Genomic DNA, 16708 nt, shown 5'->3' on the forward strand with positions numbered 1-16708 from the left:
GTAATGTTTCCATATTATTACGTTATCCCTCTTTTTATTTCAAACCAGGTTTTTTTAATTATGGCTGACACAGCACATCAGTGCACAATTGTAGGTATCGCTGGAGCCTCTGCTTCAGGTAAAAGTCTTATTGCAAGCACGCTTTACCGTGAATTAAGAGCGCAAGTAGGTGATCATAATATCGGAGTGATACCCGAAGATTGTTACTATCGTGACCAAAGTGATTTAACGATGGAAGAGCGATATAAGGTTAATTATGACCACCCCAATTCGATGGATCACTCACTTTTATATCAACACTTGTGTGAACTCAAAGCAGGAAATGCCATCGAACTCCCTCAATATGACTACGTTGCTCACACTCGCAAGCCAGAAACCATTCATTTTAAACCAAAAAAAGTTATTATTATTGAAGGTATTCTGTTATTAACAGATAAACGTCTACGTGAAGAAATGGATTTTTCTATCTTTGTAGACACGCCACTTGATATTTGCTTGATGCGTCGTATTAAACGTGATGTTAACGAACGTGGACGCAGTTTAGATTCGGTGATTGAACAATATAATAAAACCGTTCGTCCTATGTTCTTTCAATTTATCGAACCTTCTAAACAATATGCCGATATTATTGTTCCAAGAGGCGGTAAAAACCGCGTGGCGATAGATATCTTAAAAGCAAAAATCGGACAGTTTTGCGAATAATTAGTTTCATTTGTGGGCAGCTTTCATGCATGATGAAACTGCCTATTTAACTTGAAGAGGGAAATAAAATGCGATTATGCGACCGTGATATTATTCAGTGGCTAGATGACGGAAAGTTAGTTATTGAACCTCGCCCGCCTATTGAGCGAATTAACGGCGCAACAGCGGATGTTCGTTTAGGAAATCAATTTCGTGTTTTCCAAGGACATACTGCCGCTTATATCGATCTTAGTGGTCCTAAAGCTGAAGTTAATGAAGCATTAGAACGAGTTATGAGTGATGAAATTGTTTTGCCTGAAGGTGAAGCTTTTTATTTACATCCTGGAGAGTTGGCTCTGGCTGTGACTCTTGAGTCTGTTACTTTGCCCGATAATGTGGTGGGATGGTTAGATGGACGTTCTTCATTAGCGCGTTTAGGTTTAATGGTGCATGTTACTGCTCATCGTATTGATCCGGGCTGGCATGGACAAATTGTATTAGAGTTTTTTAATTCAGGTAAACTACCATTAGCATTAAGACCAGGCATGGTGATTGGTGCATTAAGTTTTGAACCCATGTCAGGCCCTGCGGATAGACCTTATAATCGCCGCCAAGATGCAAAATATAAAAATCAGCAAGGGGCTGTTGGTAGTCGAATTAGTGAAGATTAACTATTCTTTACAGTAATTATTATCAGATTTCACTAAAACGGGTAATTATATGAAAAGGTTTCTGACAACACTGGCTATTTTGCTTGTCGTTATTATTGCTGGCTTAACTGCATTAGTTTTGCTCATTAACCCCAATGATTTCCGTGGATATTTAGTTGAACGAGTTGAAAAACAAAGCGGTTATAAGCTGACATTACAAGATGATATGCGCTGGCATGTATGGCCAAAACTCAGCATTATTACAGGTAATATGTCGCTTTCTGCACCTGATGCAGAGCAACCTTTAATTACCGCAGATAATATGCGCCTTGATGTTGAATTATGGCCGCTACTTTCTCATCAGCTCGAAATAAAAGAAGTTATGCTAAAAGGTGCAGTTGTTCGACAAACACCAGAAAGTAGAGCTATTCCTAAGGTTGCCCCACCTGCAATATCGAAAAGCCAATCTCATTCAAATATTGAACCTAAAACAAATCGTTGGCAGTTAAATATTGCCAAGGTAAATATCACTGATAGTTTGCTGATTTGGCAAACAGGTGATGGTGAACAGCTCAATTTACGCGATATTAATTTATCGCTTAAAACAGATGCTCAACAGCAAGTAATGCTAGAGATGAGCACGAAAGTAAATCGTGATCGTCGAGAAATTGCATTTAATCTAAATGCTGATGTGGATATGAGTGAATATCCATATCAAATTAGCGGTAATATTACGCAGTTTGATTATATTTTATCCGGCATGGGATTTCCTGAAAGCGGGATTCAAGGCAACTTAACCTCTGGTTTTAGCTATAAAAATGGCAATTCAAATAGTCTCTCATTTGATAATCTAATTTTACTGGCTAATGAAAACCAACTTCAGGGACATATTAGTGCTAATTTTGCAAAAAAAGCACGGTATGAAGTGGTTTTAAATAGTGACTCTTTAAATCTTAATACATTATTGCCAAATATAGCGCCAGATAAAGAATCTGACACCGCATTAATTACGCCGAAATCAGACAATACAAAACCACAGTCATTTGCATTATTTAACACGGCGTATGCCGCCCCTGCGCCTAATGCAACAATTATGACTCGCCCTGTTATTACCTCTATGAATGATGAAAATAAAGATTATGATTTAACTCATTGGGGCGATATTGAATTTGCAGTTAAATTAGCATTTAACAAGTTGATTTATAAAGATTTAGAAATTAATAACTTTAAAGTAGATGCTGAAAATAAACAAAATGCGTTAAAAATCCAAACCTTAGCAGGGCAAATTCTTAATGGTGAGTTTTCTCTTCCTATTGTCGTGTCGACCAGTGTTATTCCTGCCCATATCAGCATGGATATCACCATGAAAGAGATCCCATTACAGCCATTATTACGCGCTTTTGAACAGCCTGAAAACTTTAGCGGTTTTATTTCAGCGAACGGAAATTTAGACGGTACGGGATATAACCGCGATGCGTTTCTTAATAGTTGGCAAGGTAATTTGAATACGACACTTACGCAGTTTAAAATGTATGGTTTAAATATTCCTCAAGTTATTCAACAATCTATTGCGCAAGCGACAGATAAAGTGATTTCTCCAGAAGATATTACCAACTATACACAAGCAGATAGTGTTATCGCCCAATTTAAATTAAGACAAAAAGGGCGTATCACTTTAACGGCGCTTGATGCTCAAGCTGATATAGCAAGTATAAAAGGACAAGGTGAAGTTAATCTTCAACGCCATAATCTTGATATTATGTTGCTGGTTAATATTAAAAAAGGTTGGGGAAAAGAAAATGAATTTGTTCGTCAGTTAACTAAAATAGCTATTCCTTTGCGACTTTATGGTGACTGGAGCGCAATTCAATACGAATTTAATGTAGAAAAATTATTTCGAGATCAACTGCAACAAAAAGCGAAACAAGCTATTGATAACTGGCTTAACAAACAAGATGAAAGCCCAGAAGTAAAAGCCCTTAATCAGTTATTGAAAAAGCTATAACATCGTAATTTTTAACTCCATCACATCGTGAATAAAAGCACACTATCTTAATGATCTTGTGCTTTTTTCTTTATATCTATCATTTAATTTATGTTTTGAATAAAAACTAAGCATTCGTGCTGTATGGATATAAAAAAATAGTCATTTTTTTTGATATATGTCATACACTGCTCTGTTCGCTTTGGGCAGAGTGTCTCAATCGCGCAAAACGCAAAAATGATGATAACAATAAAACACTTCATTTTATTAATCACTATGTATGACAGGAACTGTGTAAATGATCGAAATTCTTATTGGTGCTCTAGTCGCTGTAGGCGTCGGACGCTATATCGTTAAAGGCTACTCACCAACCGGTGTTTTAATGACAGGTGGTTTATTATTACTGATTATCAGCGTAATAATGGGCAGAGCAGTATTACCACCAAGTGCAGCAGCAACAGGTTATGGTTTAATTGATATCGTTGAGTATGTGAAAAATCTACTTATGAGCCGTGGTGGCGATTTAGGTATGATGATCATGATACTTTGTGGTTTTGCCGCTTATATGACACACATTGGTGCCAATGATGTGGTGGTGAAATTAGCTTCTCGTCCACTGAAAATGATCAACTCACCTTATCTTCTAATGGTTGCAGCTTATATTGTTGCTTGCTTAATGTCATTGGCTGTTTCTTCTGCTACAGGTTTAGGCGTGTTGTTAATGGCAACATTGTTCCCAGTTATGGTTAATATGGGAATAAGTCGTGGTGCAGCAGCGGCTATTTGTGCATCTCCAGCATCAATTATTTTAGCGCCTACATCAGGAGATGTAATTTTAGCCGCAGAAGCGTCTAAAATGCCGTTAATCGATTTTGCATTCAAAACAACATTGCCTATTTCTATTGCTGCGATCATTGGTATGTGTATCGCTCACTTCTTCTGGCAGCGTTATCTTGACCGCAAAGAGCACATTGAAACAGAAATGTTAGATGTGAATGAGATCAAAACTCATGCTCCAAGTTTCTACGCTATTTTACCATTCACGCCAATTATTGGTGTTTTAGTGTTTGATGGTAAATGGTTACCTGAATTACATATCGTCGCTATTATTATTATCTGTATGATGTTAGCGGCAGTTATCGAATTTATGCGTAGTTTTAGCGCTAAACAAGTTTTTGAAGGCTTAGAAGTCGCTTATCGTGGTATGGCCGATGCCTTTGCACAAGTTGTTATGTTATTAGTTGCAGCAGGTGTATTTGCGCAGGGCTTAACAACCGTTGGCTTTATTAATGCGTTAATCGATGGTGCACAGGCATTGGGCTCAGGTGCAATTGTTATGATGATTGCATTAGTCCTTATCACCATGTTAGCAGCTATGACAACGGGTTCTGGTAATGCGCCATTTTATGCTTTCGTTGAATTAATTCCGCGCTTAGCAAACAATATGGGTGTTAACCCTGCTTACTTAACTATTCCTATGTTACAAGCATCAAACTTAGGTCGTACATTATCACCAGTTTCGGGTGTCGTTGTAGCGGTATCAGGTATGGCAAAAATCTCACCTTTTGAAGTGATGAAACGTGTTTCTGTACCTGTATTAGTGGGTTTGGTGATTGTTATTGTTGCTACCGAGATTTTAGTACCAAGCACTTTAGGTTAATTATTTAAAAGATTAAATTCACGTTAACTTATTTAGTCATCGCTTTATTGGCGGGCTTTGTTGATAACAAAGTCCGCTTTTTTATATCTATTATTGAAAGATAGGAGGGGGGGTTATTGTGTCGATTGAATAAAGGCACTAGCCACTTTTTTAGGCCATTCATAAATTTCAATTATATCTAATATTTTTAATAAGTGATGAGGTGCTTGTTCGACTAAAAATTGTAAACTCCCTTCGCTTACCCACCGTTCTTGCTCTTTTAGTGTTTGAATGATGTCAATGGCTAAACTCCATGCGTTAGGCTCGTTAGGTAGCGATGTCATTGGATAATAAAAACCACACATAGGCGGTGGTGATTTTCGACCCCCTTCATCGACAGTTAACCAAATGATTTTAACTTTGACGCTATTATTCATGCTGTTTCTTATCACAAAAAAATGGGATAAAAAATATCCGCCATAAAGGCGGATATTGAAAAGTTTAAATGAGATTACGCTTCATCAACGTTTTCTTCATCATCAACAACAGGTTCGACGATGCGGACTTTATTAATGCGGTGATTATTGACTTCTAATGGTTCGAATTCAATGCCATCAATCATGATTTTCTCACCCACTCTTGGCACACGTTGCAAGTGTTCCATGAGTAAGCCAGCAAGCGTTTCATACTCACGCTTTTCATCCAACTTGATAGGAATATAAAGTACTAAATCTTCAAGTGGAGTGAAGCCATTAACGGTCCATGAGCCATCTTCATTCTGTGAGATATCGTGGCGAGAATCGTTTTCTTCTGAGCTAACAGGTAAGTTACCCGCAATAGTTTCCATGACATCGGTTAATGTCACAATACCTTCAACAGAACCAAATTCGTCAACGACAAACGCAAAATGAGTATGCGCATTACGAAATTGTTCTAATGCTTGTAATAGTGATAAACCTTCAGGAAAAATAAGCGGTTGCTTTACTAGCAAACGTAAATTTAGCTCTTCATCACGCAACTGCTGATTTAGTAATTGGATAACATTAACAACACCAACAGGTTCATCGCTGTGTTGTTCATCAGTAATAACCAGGCGTGAATGTGGATCTTTCTCTAATAATTCACGAATATCATCTTGAGTCGCATTTAAATCGACGTATTCCACATCATGGCGCGATGTCATTATGCTGTTTACGTTTCGCTGGCTTAATCCAAGCACACGTACAATCATTTGACGTTCTTGAGGATCAAATGCTTCTTCTGTATTCGCAATTAAATCAGAAGTATGAGGATCTAATTCAGCAGCATCAGGCTTACCATTGATAATCCGTAGAACCGCATCAGCTGTACGTTCACGTAAAGAACGGGACGCTGTTAAGAAGCGGCGACGGTTAAATTGTGCGAGCTGATTAAATACCTCTATCATGATAGAGAAACCTATCGCAGCATACAGATAACCTTTTGGAATGGCATAACCAAAACCTTCGGCAACCAGTGCAAAACCAATCATCAGCAAGAAGCTTAAACACAAAATAACAATGGTTGGGTGGTTGTTAACAAAAGTAGTTAATGGCTTACTTGCAAGGATCATCAAGAACATTGCAATAGTCACTGCTGCAACCATGACACCCAAATGATCAACCATACCAACAGCGGTTATCACAGAATCAAGTGAGAACACGGCATCTAGTACGATAATTTGCGCTACTACGGACCAAAATCGGGTAGTTTTGCGTTGTTTTCCTTCGTTGTGATCTTTACCTTCTAGTCGTTCATTAAGCTCCATTGTGGCTTTGAACAGCAAGAATATCCCCCCAACAAGCATGATTAAGTCTCTTGCACTGAAAGGATGATCAAATAAAGTGATAATTGGCTTGGTTAGCGTAATTAACCAAGATAGGCTAAATAACAGAACAACGCGCATGATTAAAGCGCATAATAAACCTGTTATACGAGCTTTATCTCTTAATTTTGCTGGAAGTTTATCTGCCAGAATGGCAATGAAAACAAGGTTATCGATACCTAGTACGATTTCAAGAACAATAAGGGTGGCCAGTCCAGCCCATATCGTCGGATCTACGATCCATTCCATACAGTTTGTTTTACCTTCTATAAAGACGGCTCATGCCGACTTAGGAATAATGAGCAATTTGAAGGAATTTTTCAATAATTTATTATCAATATAGAGGTAATAATTTCATTTTACTTGAAACAGTGCGATATCGATTGCATCAATAACTACCACCAATTGATAGAGTGAGTTACTATGTGATCAGGTTAACAAATTGTCAGTGCTTAGATACTGGCAGGTATATTTTCAGACGGGAGTTATTTCATGTCAAAACAGCAAATCGGCGTGGTTGGTATGGCAGTTATGGGACGTAACCTTGCGCTAAATATTGAAAGCCGTGGTTATTCTGTATCTATCTACAACCGTTCAAGTGATAAAACAAACGAAGTTATCGCTGAAAACCCGGGTAAAAAACTAGTAGCTAATTATTCTATTGAAGAATTTGTTGATTCATTAGAAAAACCGCGTCGTATTTTATTAATGGTAAAAGCCGGTGAAGCTACAGACAAAACAATTGCTGCACTGACTCCTCATTTAGATAAGGGCGATATCCTTATTGATGGTGGAAATACTTTCTTTAAAGATACTATTCGTCGTAATCGTGAATTATCTGCGCAAGGTTTCAATTTTATTGGTACAGGTGTTTCAGGCGGTGAAGAGGGTGCATTAAAAGGCCCTTCAATTATGCCGGGTGGACAAAAAGAAGCCTATGAATTAGTGGCTCCAATTCTTGAAAAAATTGCTGCTGTTGCTGATGGCGAGCCTTGCGTTACTTATATTGGTGCCGATGGTGCTGGTCACTATGTGAAAATGGTTCATAACGGTATCGAATATGGCGATATGCAACTAATTGCTGAAGCTTATTCGGTATTAAAACACTCTTTAGGTTTATCTAACGAAGAGTTAGCGCAAGCGTTTACTGAGTGGAATCAAGGCGAATTAAGCAGTTATTTAATCGAAATCACAGCTGATATTTTCCGTAAAAAAGATGACGAAGGTAAATATCTGGTTGATGTTATTCTTGATGAAGCCGCTAATAAAGGTACTGGTAAATGGACGAGCCAAAGTTCATTAGATTTAGGTGTTCCAGTAACACTTATCACTGAATCTGTATTTGCTCGTTATATCTCTTCATTAAAAGATCAACGCGTCGCAGCATCTAAAGTACTATCAGGCCCAGCACCTAAAGCATTTACGGGCGATAAAAAAGCCTTCATTGAAAATGTTCGTCGTGCCCTTTATTTAGGTAAAATAGTTTCTTATGCTCAAGGTTTCCAACAACTCAAAGCAGCATCAGATGAATATAATTGGGATCTGAACTACGGTGAAATCGCGAAAATTTTCCGCGCTGGCTGTATTATCCGTGCACAATTCCTACAAAAAATTACAGATGCCTATAATGAAGATGCAAACATTGCAAACTTATTATTAGCGCCTTACTTCAAAAACATAGCAGACGAATATCAACAAGCTCTGCGTGATGTGGTTTGTTATGGCGTTCAAGCTGGTATTCCTACACCAACTTTCTCAGCCGCAATTTCTTATTACGATAGCTATCGTGCACAAGTGCTACCTGCGAACTTAATTCAGGCTCAGCGTGATTATTTTGGTGCACATACTTATAAACGTACTGATAAAGATGGCGTATTCCACACCGAATGGATGGAATAAGGCTTTAGATTTTAAGTGATAAGCTTATCAATATAATAAAAGGTGCTAAATATTTAGCACCTTTTTTATTTTCAATTTAATTTGATATTAAAAATTGTAATTGGATAGCTCATCGACGCTTATTTGTCCTTTACCAACTAACAAATAATGTTTTTCTTGTAATTTTTTTACTTCATTATTTTCTAATACAAATTCAAAAATGGCTATTTTATCATTCGAAATAAATTGTGTTGCTATGGGTCTACAAATCAAGTTGGGATATTTATGCTTACATAGTAGAAAGTCTTGTTCTATTTGAACAATACCCAATTCATCTTTTCCTCCTTTAGCTTGCACAGGAAAAATAAATTGTCTTCCCAAACGGTCAACACCAACATATATTTCATCGGTTTCAATTTGGCCTACAGAAGGAACGGTTGTTCTTAGATGATTTTGTAATGAATAACAAACTGCGCCTGTAAATATATCGATTAATCGATTGTATCTAACTCTTGTTAATAATGCTTGTTCATCATTAAAAGCATGCTCAGCAACTATTGTTGGTGTTGAATCTGGTATTTTTATTGTCGATAACATCATATCAGGTAATATTCTTGAATAGTTAACTTGTTGAAAACAATATAAAGAACGCCCGATATTTTTTATTACCCATTCCTTCCCATTTTGTGCTTTTTTGGTTATAGATACGGGTAAAGAAGCTCTATATTTAAATGAATAAATTACATCACCAATATTTTTTGGTAGATTAATATCTAATTCAGCTGATTTAGAAATGATATCAGTACGATTAAATTCAACAATATCATTACCATCAACGTATTTATCTAAGAAAATACCTTCAATTATTGATTCGTATCTATTTTTTTTCATGATTAAACTCTAATAATAAAACTTCTTCATTTAACATATCTTTTGTTACAGTTGATATTCTTGTTCTAAATAGATCAATACCAATAACTTTATATCCAAGCTGTTCTGCAATTTCTGACAATAAATGACCAGTTCTAATTGGTATTCGGAAATAAGAGGCTTGATCACCAACAACATAAGCCAGCTTAGCACCATTTTTTAATTTAGGTTTTAAGTCATGCAAATGTTTAGCCATTCCACCGAAATATAATCTCACTACTTTGTGATATAATTTTTCAAAGCCTGAAGTTTTACCCAATTCAATACGTTTATTTTCAATTAAATCCGCTAAGTGTGTGACACTAATATTGTCTTCTATCCAATTTAAATCATTATCTCCTTTGTAAATACCACGAGTATTTGATCTTAATAATCCTTTTTTTAATATTCTTAGCTCTTCTTTTGTTTCAACAAAATTTAATAAAACAGATTCTAAACGAGTTGTTCTTGAATAATCTTTTTCATTTGGATAGGGCGGTGACGTAATGACAGCATCAATGGAGTTATCATCGATTAAATAAAGATCGTTTCTTGAGTCGCCTAAAAAAACGTGGCTAAAAATATCTTTGTTATTATCATGAGTAACAATATCATCACACATTGAATGTACAGCTTTGAGCCATATATCAACAACATCAGCATCTGATTTTTTCTTTCTACCTACTCCTACTTCAGGACCAAATTTAAGATTGCTGAAAGAAAAAACGATATGTTTTGCTAGTGCAGTTTGATAAAAAGATAAATATTCATTTGCATATTTATTTACTATTTCAATAAGTATTAATGTTTTATGTAATGGTAATTGGCTTATTGAATTTTTAATAATTAACTTTTCTTTGTCTTCACTTAAATATCTAAAAGAAGTGGTTTCATTTTTAATTTTATTTTTAGCTATATCTGCGATTTTTTCGGCATTTTTTCTTACTTGGATTACATCGATATTCCAATTTACTTTTGTTGAAGCACACATTTGAACAACAGGATTCGCTTCTATTCCAATTGATTTAATTCCTAATTTTTTAGATTCAACGAGTGTTGTCCCAGTCCCACAAAAAGGATCAAGAACAACAGAGTCAGAATTTAAATCAAAAATTTCAATATACTTTCTTACTAAATGAGGAGGGTAAGATAGAACGAACCGGTACCAATCATGAATAGCTTTATCCTCTTCATAAAATCGGTTTAACTCTATTCCATTGTTTTTTTGTGCAATATAACTCATATAATAAATCAACTTTTTAATGTTTTTCTATCGTTACCATGAGGTAAAAATAATTTTCATTGATAATTTCAGTTTGCTGATTATCGATTTTACCTGTTCAGAACAGGTTTGTAACCTTAGTTTATAAGTTGAATAATTTAAGAAAAATCATTCAAAAAAAAAGAGCACCATAGTGCCCTTTTAGATGATAGAAGAATAATTAATAAATTATTTTACAGGAAGTTCTACTGTGAATTTAATTTATCGTTCTCTATTGTGTCCGTCATTGAAATATTTTCTTGTTCAATCATTTCGGCAGTAACTTTACCACTAAATACGTCATTCATTCTTTCTTTGTCTAGTGCATTTTCCCAGCGAGCAACAACGATACAAGCACAAGCATTGCCGACTAAGTTGGTTAAAGCACGACACTCAGACATAAAGCGGTCGATACCTAAGATTAATGCCATTCCTGCAACAGGAACACTGGGTACAACGGATAAGGTTGCGGCTAAAGTAATAAAGCCCGCGCCTGTAACGCCCGCGGCACCTTTTGAACTGATCATTGCTACCAATAGTAGTGTGATTTGTTCGGTGAGCGAAAGGTCAATGCCTGTTGCTTGAGCAATAAACAGTGCAGCCATCGTCATATAAATATTCGTGCCATCGAGGTTAAATGAGTACCCCGTTGGAATAACTAAGCCGACAACAGATTTTTTGCAGCCTACATTTTCCATTTTGCGCATTAAGCTAGGCAATGCAGCTTCTGACGATGAAGTTCCTAACACCAACCAGAGTTCATCTTTAATGTATTTAATTAAAGAGAGGATAGAGAAGCCGTTATATTTTGCCACAGCCCCTAATACAACCAACACAAAAAGCAGAGATGTAATGTAGAAGGTGATAACCAGCATCAATAAGTTACTGATTGAAGAGATCCCATATTTACCAATCGTGAATGCCATAGCGCCAAATGCACCGATAGGGGCTAATTTCATTAGCATACCGACCATTTGAAAGACGGGCTCAGAGAAGTTTTGTAAAAATTTCAGTACAGGTTCACCACGAGTACCAATTGACGCTAAAGAAATACCAAAAATAATGGATACAAATAGCACTTGCAGAATATTACCGTTAACCAAAGGACTCACTACGGTGTCAGGAATAATATTCATTAGAAAACTAACCAGTGAGCTGTTATGTGCTTGGGTAACGTACATCTCAACTTTGCTACTATCTAATGACTCTGGCGAGATATTTAAACCATCACCAGGGCGAATAATATTTGCGGTAATTAGACCAATAACAAGTGCGATACTAGAAAAGGTTAAAAAGTAAATCATCGATTTACCTGCAACTTTTCCTACTGTTTTCATGTTATTCATACCTGCGATCCCCGTAACAACGGTTAAGAAGATCACGGGGGCGATAATCATTTTTACAATTTTGATAAACCCATCACCTAAGGGTTTAAAGGATTCACCAACATTAGGGTAGAAATGACCAAGTAAAATACCAAGTATAATTGCAACAATGACTTGAACGTAAAGTACTTTGTAAATTGGGCGCTTTTTAGGGGGTGTCTGCATACAAATTCCCTGTATCTAAAAGATATATTAATAAATTGAATAATTATTGTGTTGTAAATAAAAATTTACATATTTTTCTTTTTGTTGGGTAACTTAAAGGTATGAGTAAATCAGGTCAATAAAATAAAGTTCATTTTATTAAATATTGTGGTCTGTATCTAAAAAATTAGATTTTATTTCAAAAAAGGTGTTTTATTGAAATAAAACATAAGGAAAATTCAATTTTATAGTATCTGATTTTGTTTCAATTGTTTTAATTTCATTAAGAAAATGTATGCTATGGATGTGCGTTTATGTAAAGTTGAAATTGAGCATGTAAAAAAAAATAGACAAAATATAGATAAAGTAAATATTCACTAATTAATTATGCAGCGGTTTTTGTCAACCACTCTACTGTATTAACGAATTTTAAATAAAAGCTAAATAATAAAAAAGCACCCCAAATGGAGTGCTTTTACTATTCGATTATTTTTATCAATCAGCAGATTATTTTACTGGAATTTTTAGTGGATCATTAGATTCATTTATTTTTAATGATGCTAAGTTTGCATCAGTCATCAAAATATCTTCTTGTAAAATCATTTCTCCTGAAGCTTTACCACTAAATACGTCATTCATTCTTTCTTTGTCTAGTGCATTTTCCCAGCGAGCAACAACGATACAAGCACAAGCATTGCCGACTAAGTTGGTTAAAGCACGACACTCAGACATAAAACGGTCGATACCTAAGATTAATGCCATTCCTGCAACAGGAACACTGGGTACGACAGATAAGGTTGCGGCTAAGGTAATAAAGCCTGCGCCTGTAACGCCCGCGGCACCTTTTGAACTGATCATTGCTACCAATAGTAGTGTGATTTGTTCGGTGAGCGAAAGGTCAATGCCTGTTGCTTGAGCAATAAACAGTGCAGCCATCGTCATATAAATATTCGTGCCATCGAGGTTAAATGAGTACCCCGTTGGAATAACTAAGCCGACAACAGATTTTTTGCAGCCTACATTTTCCATTTTGCGCATTAAGCTAGGCAATGCAGCTTCTGACGATGAAGTTCCTAACACCAACCAGAGTTCATCTTTAATGTATTTAATTAAAGAGAGGATAGAGAAGCCGTTATATTTTGCCACAGCCCCTAATACAACCAACACAAAGAGCAGAGATGTAATGTAGAAGGTGATAACCAGCATCAATAAGTTACTGATTGAAGAGATCCCATATTTACCAATCGTGAATGCCATAGCGCCAAATGCACCGATAGGGGCTAATTTCATTAGCATACCGACCATTTTAAAGACAGGTTCAGAGAAGTTTTGTAAGAATTTCAGTACAGGTTCACCACGAGTACCAATTGACGCTAAAGCGATACCAAACACGACAGATACAAACAGCACTTGCAGAATATTACCGTTAACCAAAGGGCTCACGACAGTTTCAGGGATGATATTCATTAAAAAACCAACAATAGAAGAATCATGTGCTTTAGCAACATAACTTTCTACTTTGCTTGCATCTAATGAAGCAGGTGAAATATTTAAACCATCACCAGGGCGAATAACGTTTGCAACAATAAGACCAATAATCAGGGCTATTGTTGAGAAAGTTAGAAAGTAAGCCATGGATTTACCCGCAACTGTACCGACAGCTTTCATGTTATTCATACCTGCGATCCCCGTAACAACGGTTAAGAAGATCACGGGGGCGATAATCATTTTTACAATTTTGATAAATCCATCACCTAGCGGTTTAAAAGATTCACCTATATCAGGGTAAAAGTGACCAAGCATAATACCGAGCAAAATTGCTACGATAACTTGTACATAAAGCACTTTATAAAGTGGCTGCTTTTTGGTTGATGTTTGCATGAAGAATTCCCTGCACCTGAGTGGCACAATTATATTTATTTATAAGTTAGATAATTAGTTGTAAATAAGAGTTTACATTTTTGTGTTTATATTGATGCTAACTTAAATGTATCAATAAATCAGGTCAATCAGATAAAATCGATTTCTTTAATTATTGTGTGCTGAATCGAAAAAAAATATTCAAAATTTGTATTTTGTGCTGTTTTTGGTGTTAAAGGCGATAAAAAGTAAAATTAATGGTATTTATTCTTTATTTTTATTTTTTAATAGTATTAAGTTCTGCCATTTTTTCAGGTTAGATTATCTAATGGTAGTATTGTTAGATGAGGGTGTGGATATATTCTGTAATGGGAAGTGTTAATTATTACCTCATAATTTAACATATGAGGCAATTTATCTGACTAAATAAGAATTATATTACTAAAAAGCATTTATTAGTTTTCATCTTCACGAATAAAGTTAATTAATTCGGGTTGAGCTATTCGTTTATAGTCTTGTGTATTTAAAATAATTGAACGCTCTAATGTGCCAGCATTAAAAGCAAGTTCATCAAAACGCTGAAAAAGTAGCGGATCAGCAACTAATTTTAACGAAGGATGAAAACTAAAAGGGGGGATAGCGCCAAAAACACATTGCGTAAGAGTGTTTACTTCTTTTGGACTGGCTAGTGAGGCTCTTGTTCCACCAATTTGTATTGCTAGTTTAGCTAGATCAGCTTGCTTATCAGCAGGTAAAATCGCGAGCACATGTTGTTTAATACCATTACCTTTAACATGACATACTAATCCTTTTGCCCCTTGACCTAATTGCGTTCCTCTTATTTTTGCTACTTCTTCAGAACGTCCTGCAGTGCTGTGTTCTACAACACGATAAGTTGCCTGATTATCATTTAATAATGATGTTAATTGCTCGAAAATAGTCAAAGACATCAATGACTCCTAAAATTTAATTAATTCTAAATATTGTCATTATACGTCATTAAAAAAAATTTTCTGCTTTGGCGTAAATAGATGGTTTTGATTTTTTTGATAAGCTTTTCAAATTATTTTACAACAAATAATAACATGTTAATAGTTTTATCCTATTGAATTAATAGGGCGTTTCCGATTAAGATTATCTTTAAATGTCACTATTTAATAAAAATAATTACTATTAATTAGATATATTGACAGTGATCAATTTAAGAACAAAAACAATAGAACATATTAAAACGTAGCTTTAATTACTATAAGGAAGTCAACAATGGCTGTTTCAACATTCTATATCCCTTCTGTAAATAAACTTGGTGCGGGTTGTCTTGCAGAAGCTGTGAGTTCAATGAAAGACTTTGGCTTTCATAAAGCACTGATCGTGACTGATAGTGTTTTAAATAAACTGGGCGTGGTTGATAAAGTAAGTAAACTCCTTGCTGAATCAGGTATTTCAAGTGTGACTTATGATGGTACAGATCCAAACCCGACAGTTGAAAACGTTGAAGCTGGTTTAGCGTTGTTAAATGCTAATCAATGTGATTGTGTTATTTCTTTAGGCGGTGGTTCTCCACACGACTGTGCGAAAGGGATTGCATTGGTTGCTGCTAATGGCGGTAAAATTGCTGATTACGAAGGTGTAGATCGTTCTGCTAAACCTCAATTACCTTTAATTTCTATTAATACCACAGCGGGTACAGCTTCAGAAATGACGCGTTTTTGTATCATTACAGATACTGCACGTCATATCAAAATGGCTATCGTTGATAAAAATGTGACACCAATTTTATCAGTAAATGATTCAGAGCTTATGATTGGTATGCCTAAAGGCTTAACCGCAGCAACAGGAATGGATGCATTAACCCATGCTGTTGAAGCTTATGTATCAATTGCTGCCAATCCAATTACTGACGCATGTGCATTAAAAGCAGTGACCATGATCAGTGGATCATTACGTTCTGTTGTTAATAACGGTGGTGATGAGCAAGCTCGTGAAAATATGGCTTATGCGCAGTTCTTAGCCGGTATGGCATTTAATAACGCATCTTTAGGTTATGTTCATGCTATGGCTCACCAATTAGGTGGTTTCTATAACTTACCACATGGTGTTTGTAACGCAGTTTTATTGCCACATGTTCAAGCTTATAACATTCAAGCAGCAGCGGGTCGTTTAAAAGATATCGCACAAGCAATGGGTGTTGATGTTTCTGCAATGAGTGATGAGCAGGGTGCTCAGGCATGTATCGAAGAAATTCGTAAAATGGCAAAAGATGTAGGTATTCCGGCTGGTTTAACTGAGTTAGGTGTTAGGGAAGAAGATTTCCAAACATTAGCTCAAAACGCACTGAAAGACGCTTGTGCCATCACTAACCCTGTTCAGGGTACTGAAAGTGATGTTATCGAGTTATTCCGTCAAGCGATGTAATGCTTAGAAAATAAATGGTTTTAATTTAATCATTAACACCCCAAATATTTAATATGGTA

The 16708-nt window shown here is 35.9% G+C and carries 13 protein-coding genes; 6 read left to right on the top strand and 7 right to left on the bottom strand.

Annotation, left to right across the window (positions count from 1 at the left end; translation table 11 throughout):
* Window positions 1-60 precede the first annotated feature (60 nt).
* From udk to dcuC, 4 genes are all read left to right on the top strand, one after another.
* Window positions 61-702: a uridine kinase gene (gene udk, locus PH4a_RS12710; protein ID WP_064719432.1), complete on the top strand. Its 642-nt coding sequence runs from the start codon at window positions 61-63 to the stop codon at window positions 700-702.
* A gap of 68 nt (window positions 703-770) precedes the next feature.
* Window positions 771-1352: a dCTP deaminase gene (gene dcd / locus PH4a_RS12715; RefSeq protein ID WP_129040209.1), complete on the top strand. Its 582-nt coding sequence runs from the start codon at window positions 771-773 to the stop codon at window positions 1350-1352.
* A 49-nt stretch (window positions 1353-1401) separates the two neighbouring features.
* Entirely contained in the window at window positions 1402-3336 is a 1935-nt protein-coding gene (gene asmA / locus PH4a_RS12720) for an outer membrane assembly protein AsmA (RefSeq protein WP_129040211.1), read from the top strand.
* A gap of 277 nt (window positions 3337-3613) precedes the next feature.
* Window positions 3614-4975, top strand: a complete 1362-nt coding sequence (gene dcuC, locus PH4a_RS12725; protein ID WP_064719435.1) for an anaerobic C4-dicarboxylate transporter DcuC — start codon at window positions 3614-3616, stop codon at window positions 4973-4975.
* A 113-nt stretch (window positions 4976-5088) separates the two neighbouring features.
* Here the strand turns inward: dcuC and PH4a_RS12730 are convergent, their stop codons facing one another.
* Together PH4a_RS12730 and PH4a_RS12735 are read right to left on the bottom strand one after the other, a co-directional pair.
* Window positions 5089-5391: a hypothetical protein gene (locus tag PH4a_RS12730; protein WP_129040213.1), complete on the bottom strand. Its 303-nt coding sequence runs from the start codon at window positions 5389-5391 to the stop codon at window positions 5089-5091.
* Between the two features lie 74 nt (window positions 5392-5465).
* On the bottom strand, window positions 5466-7046 hold the full coding sequence (locus PH4a_RS12735) for a TerC family protein (RefSeq protein ID WP_064719437.1): 1581 nt from the start codon (window positions 7044-7046) through the stop codon (window positions 5466-5468).
* 243 nt (window positions 7047-7289) lie between these two features.
* Here PH4a_RS12735 and gndA point away from each other — a divergent pair, with 243 nt between their 5' ends.
* Complete coding sequence (gndA, locus tag PH4a_RS12740; RefSeq protein ID WP_129040216.1) at window positions 7290-8696, top strand: NADP-dependent phosphogluconate dehydrogenase; 1407 nt, start codon at window positions 7290-7292, stop codon at window positions 8694-8696.
* Between the two features lie 87 nt (window positions 8697-8783).
* Here gndA and PH4a_RS12745 read toward each other — a convergent pair whose 3' ends face one another.
* The 5 genes from PH4a_RS12745 to PH4a_RS12765 form a co-directional block, all read right to left on the bottom strand.
* Window positions 8784-9566 carry an endonuclease gene (locus tag PH4a_RS12745; RefSeq protein ID WP_129040218.1) on the bottom strand — a complete coding sequence of 261 codons (783 nt, stop codon included), beginning with the start codon at window positions 9564-9566 and terminating at the stop codon, window positions 8784-8786.
* The gene (locus PH4a_RS12750; protein ID WP_129040220.1) at window positions 9553-10827 is read right to left on the bottom strand and encodes a DNA methyltransferase; all 1275 of its coding nucleotides are present in this window, start codon (window positions 10825-10827) and stop codon (window positions 9553-9555) included. Before PH4a_RS12750 ends, PH4a_RS12745 begins: the two co-directional genes overlap by 14 nt.
* Before the next feature lie 224 nt (window positions 10828-11051).
* Window positions 11052-12395, bottom strand: a complete 1344-nt coding sequence (locus tag PH4a_RS12755) for a dicarboxylate/amino acid:cation symporter (RefSeq protein ID WP_129040222.1) — start codon at window positions 12393-12395, stop codon at window positions 11052-11054.
* A 486-nt stretch (window positions 12396-12881) separates the two neighbouring features.
* Complete coding sequence (locus PH4a_RS12760; RefSeq protein ID WP_129040224.1) at window positions 12882-14255, bottom strand: dicarboxylate/amino acid:cation symporter; 1374 nt, start codon at window positions 14253-14255, stop codon at window positions 12882-12884.
* A gap of 434 nt (window positions 14256-14689) precedes the next feature.
* A complete protein-coding gene (locus tag PH4a_RS12765; protein ID WP_064719448.1) occupies window positions 14690-15184 on the bottom strand; it encodes a YbaK/prolyl-tRNA synthetase associated domain-containing protein in 495 nt (164 codons plus the stop codon).
* Between the two features lie 313 nt (window positions 15185-15497).
* Between PH4a_RS12765 and yiaY the strand changes: the two genes are divergently transcribed.
* Window positions 15498-16649 carry an L-threonine dehydrogenase gene (yiaY, locus tag PH4a_RS12770; RefSeq protein WP_129040226.1) on the top strand — a complete coding sequence of 384 codons (1152 nt, stop codon included), beginning with the start codon at window positions 15498-15500 and terminating at the stop codon, window positions 16647-16649.
* Window positions 16650-16708 lie beyond the last annotated feature (59 nt).

The organism is Proteus hauseri (assembly GCF_004116975.1).
In the GTDB taxonomy this organism is placed as follows: domain Bacteria; phylum Pseudomonadota; class Gammaproteobacteria; order Enterobacterales; family Enterobacteriaceae; genus Proteus; species Proteus hauseri.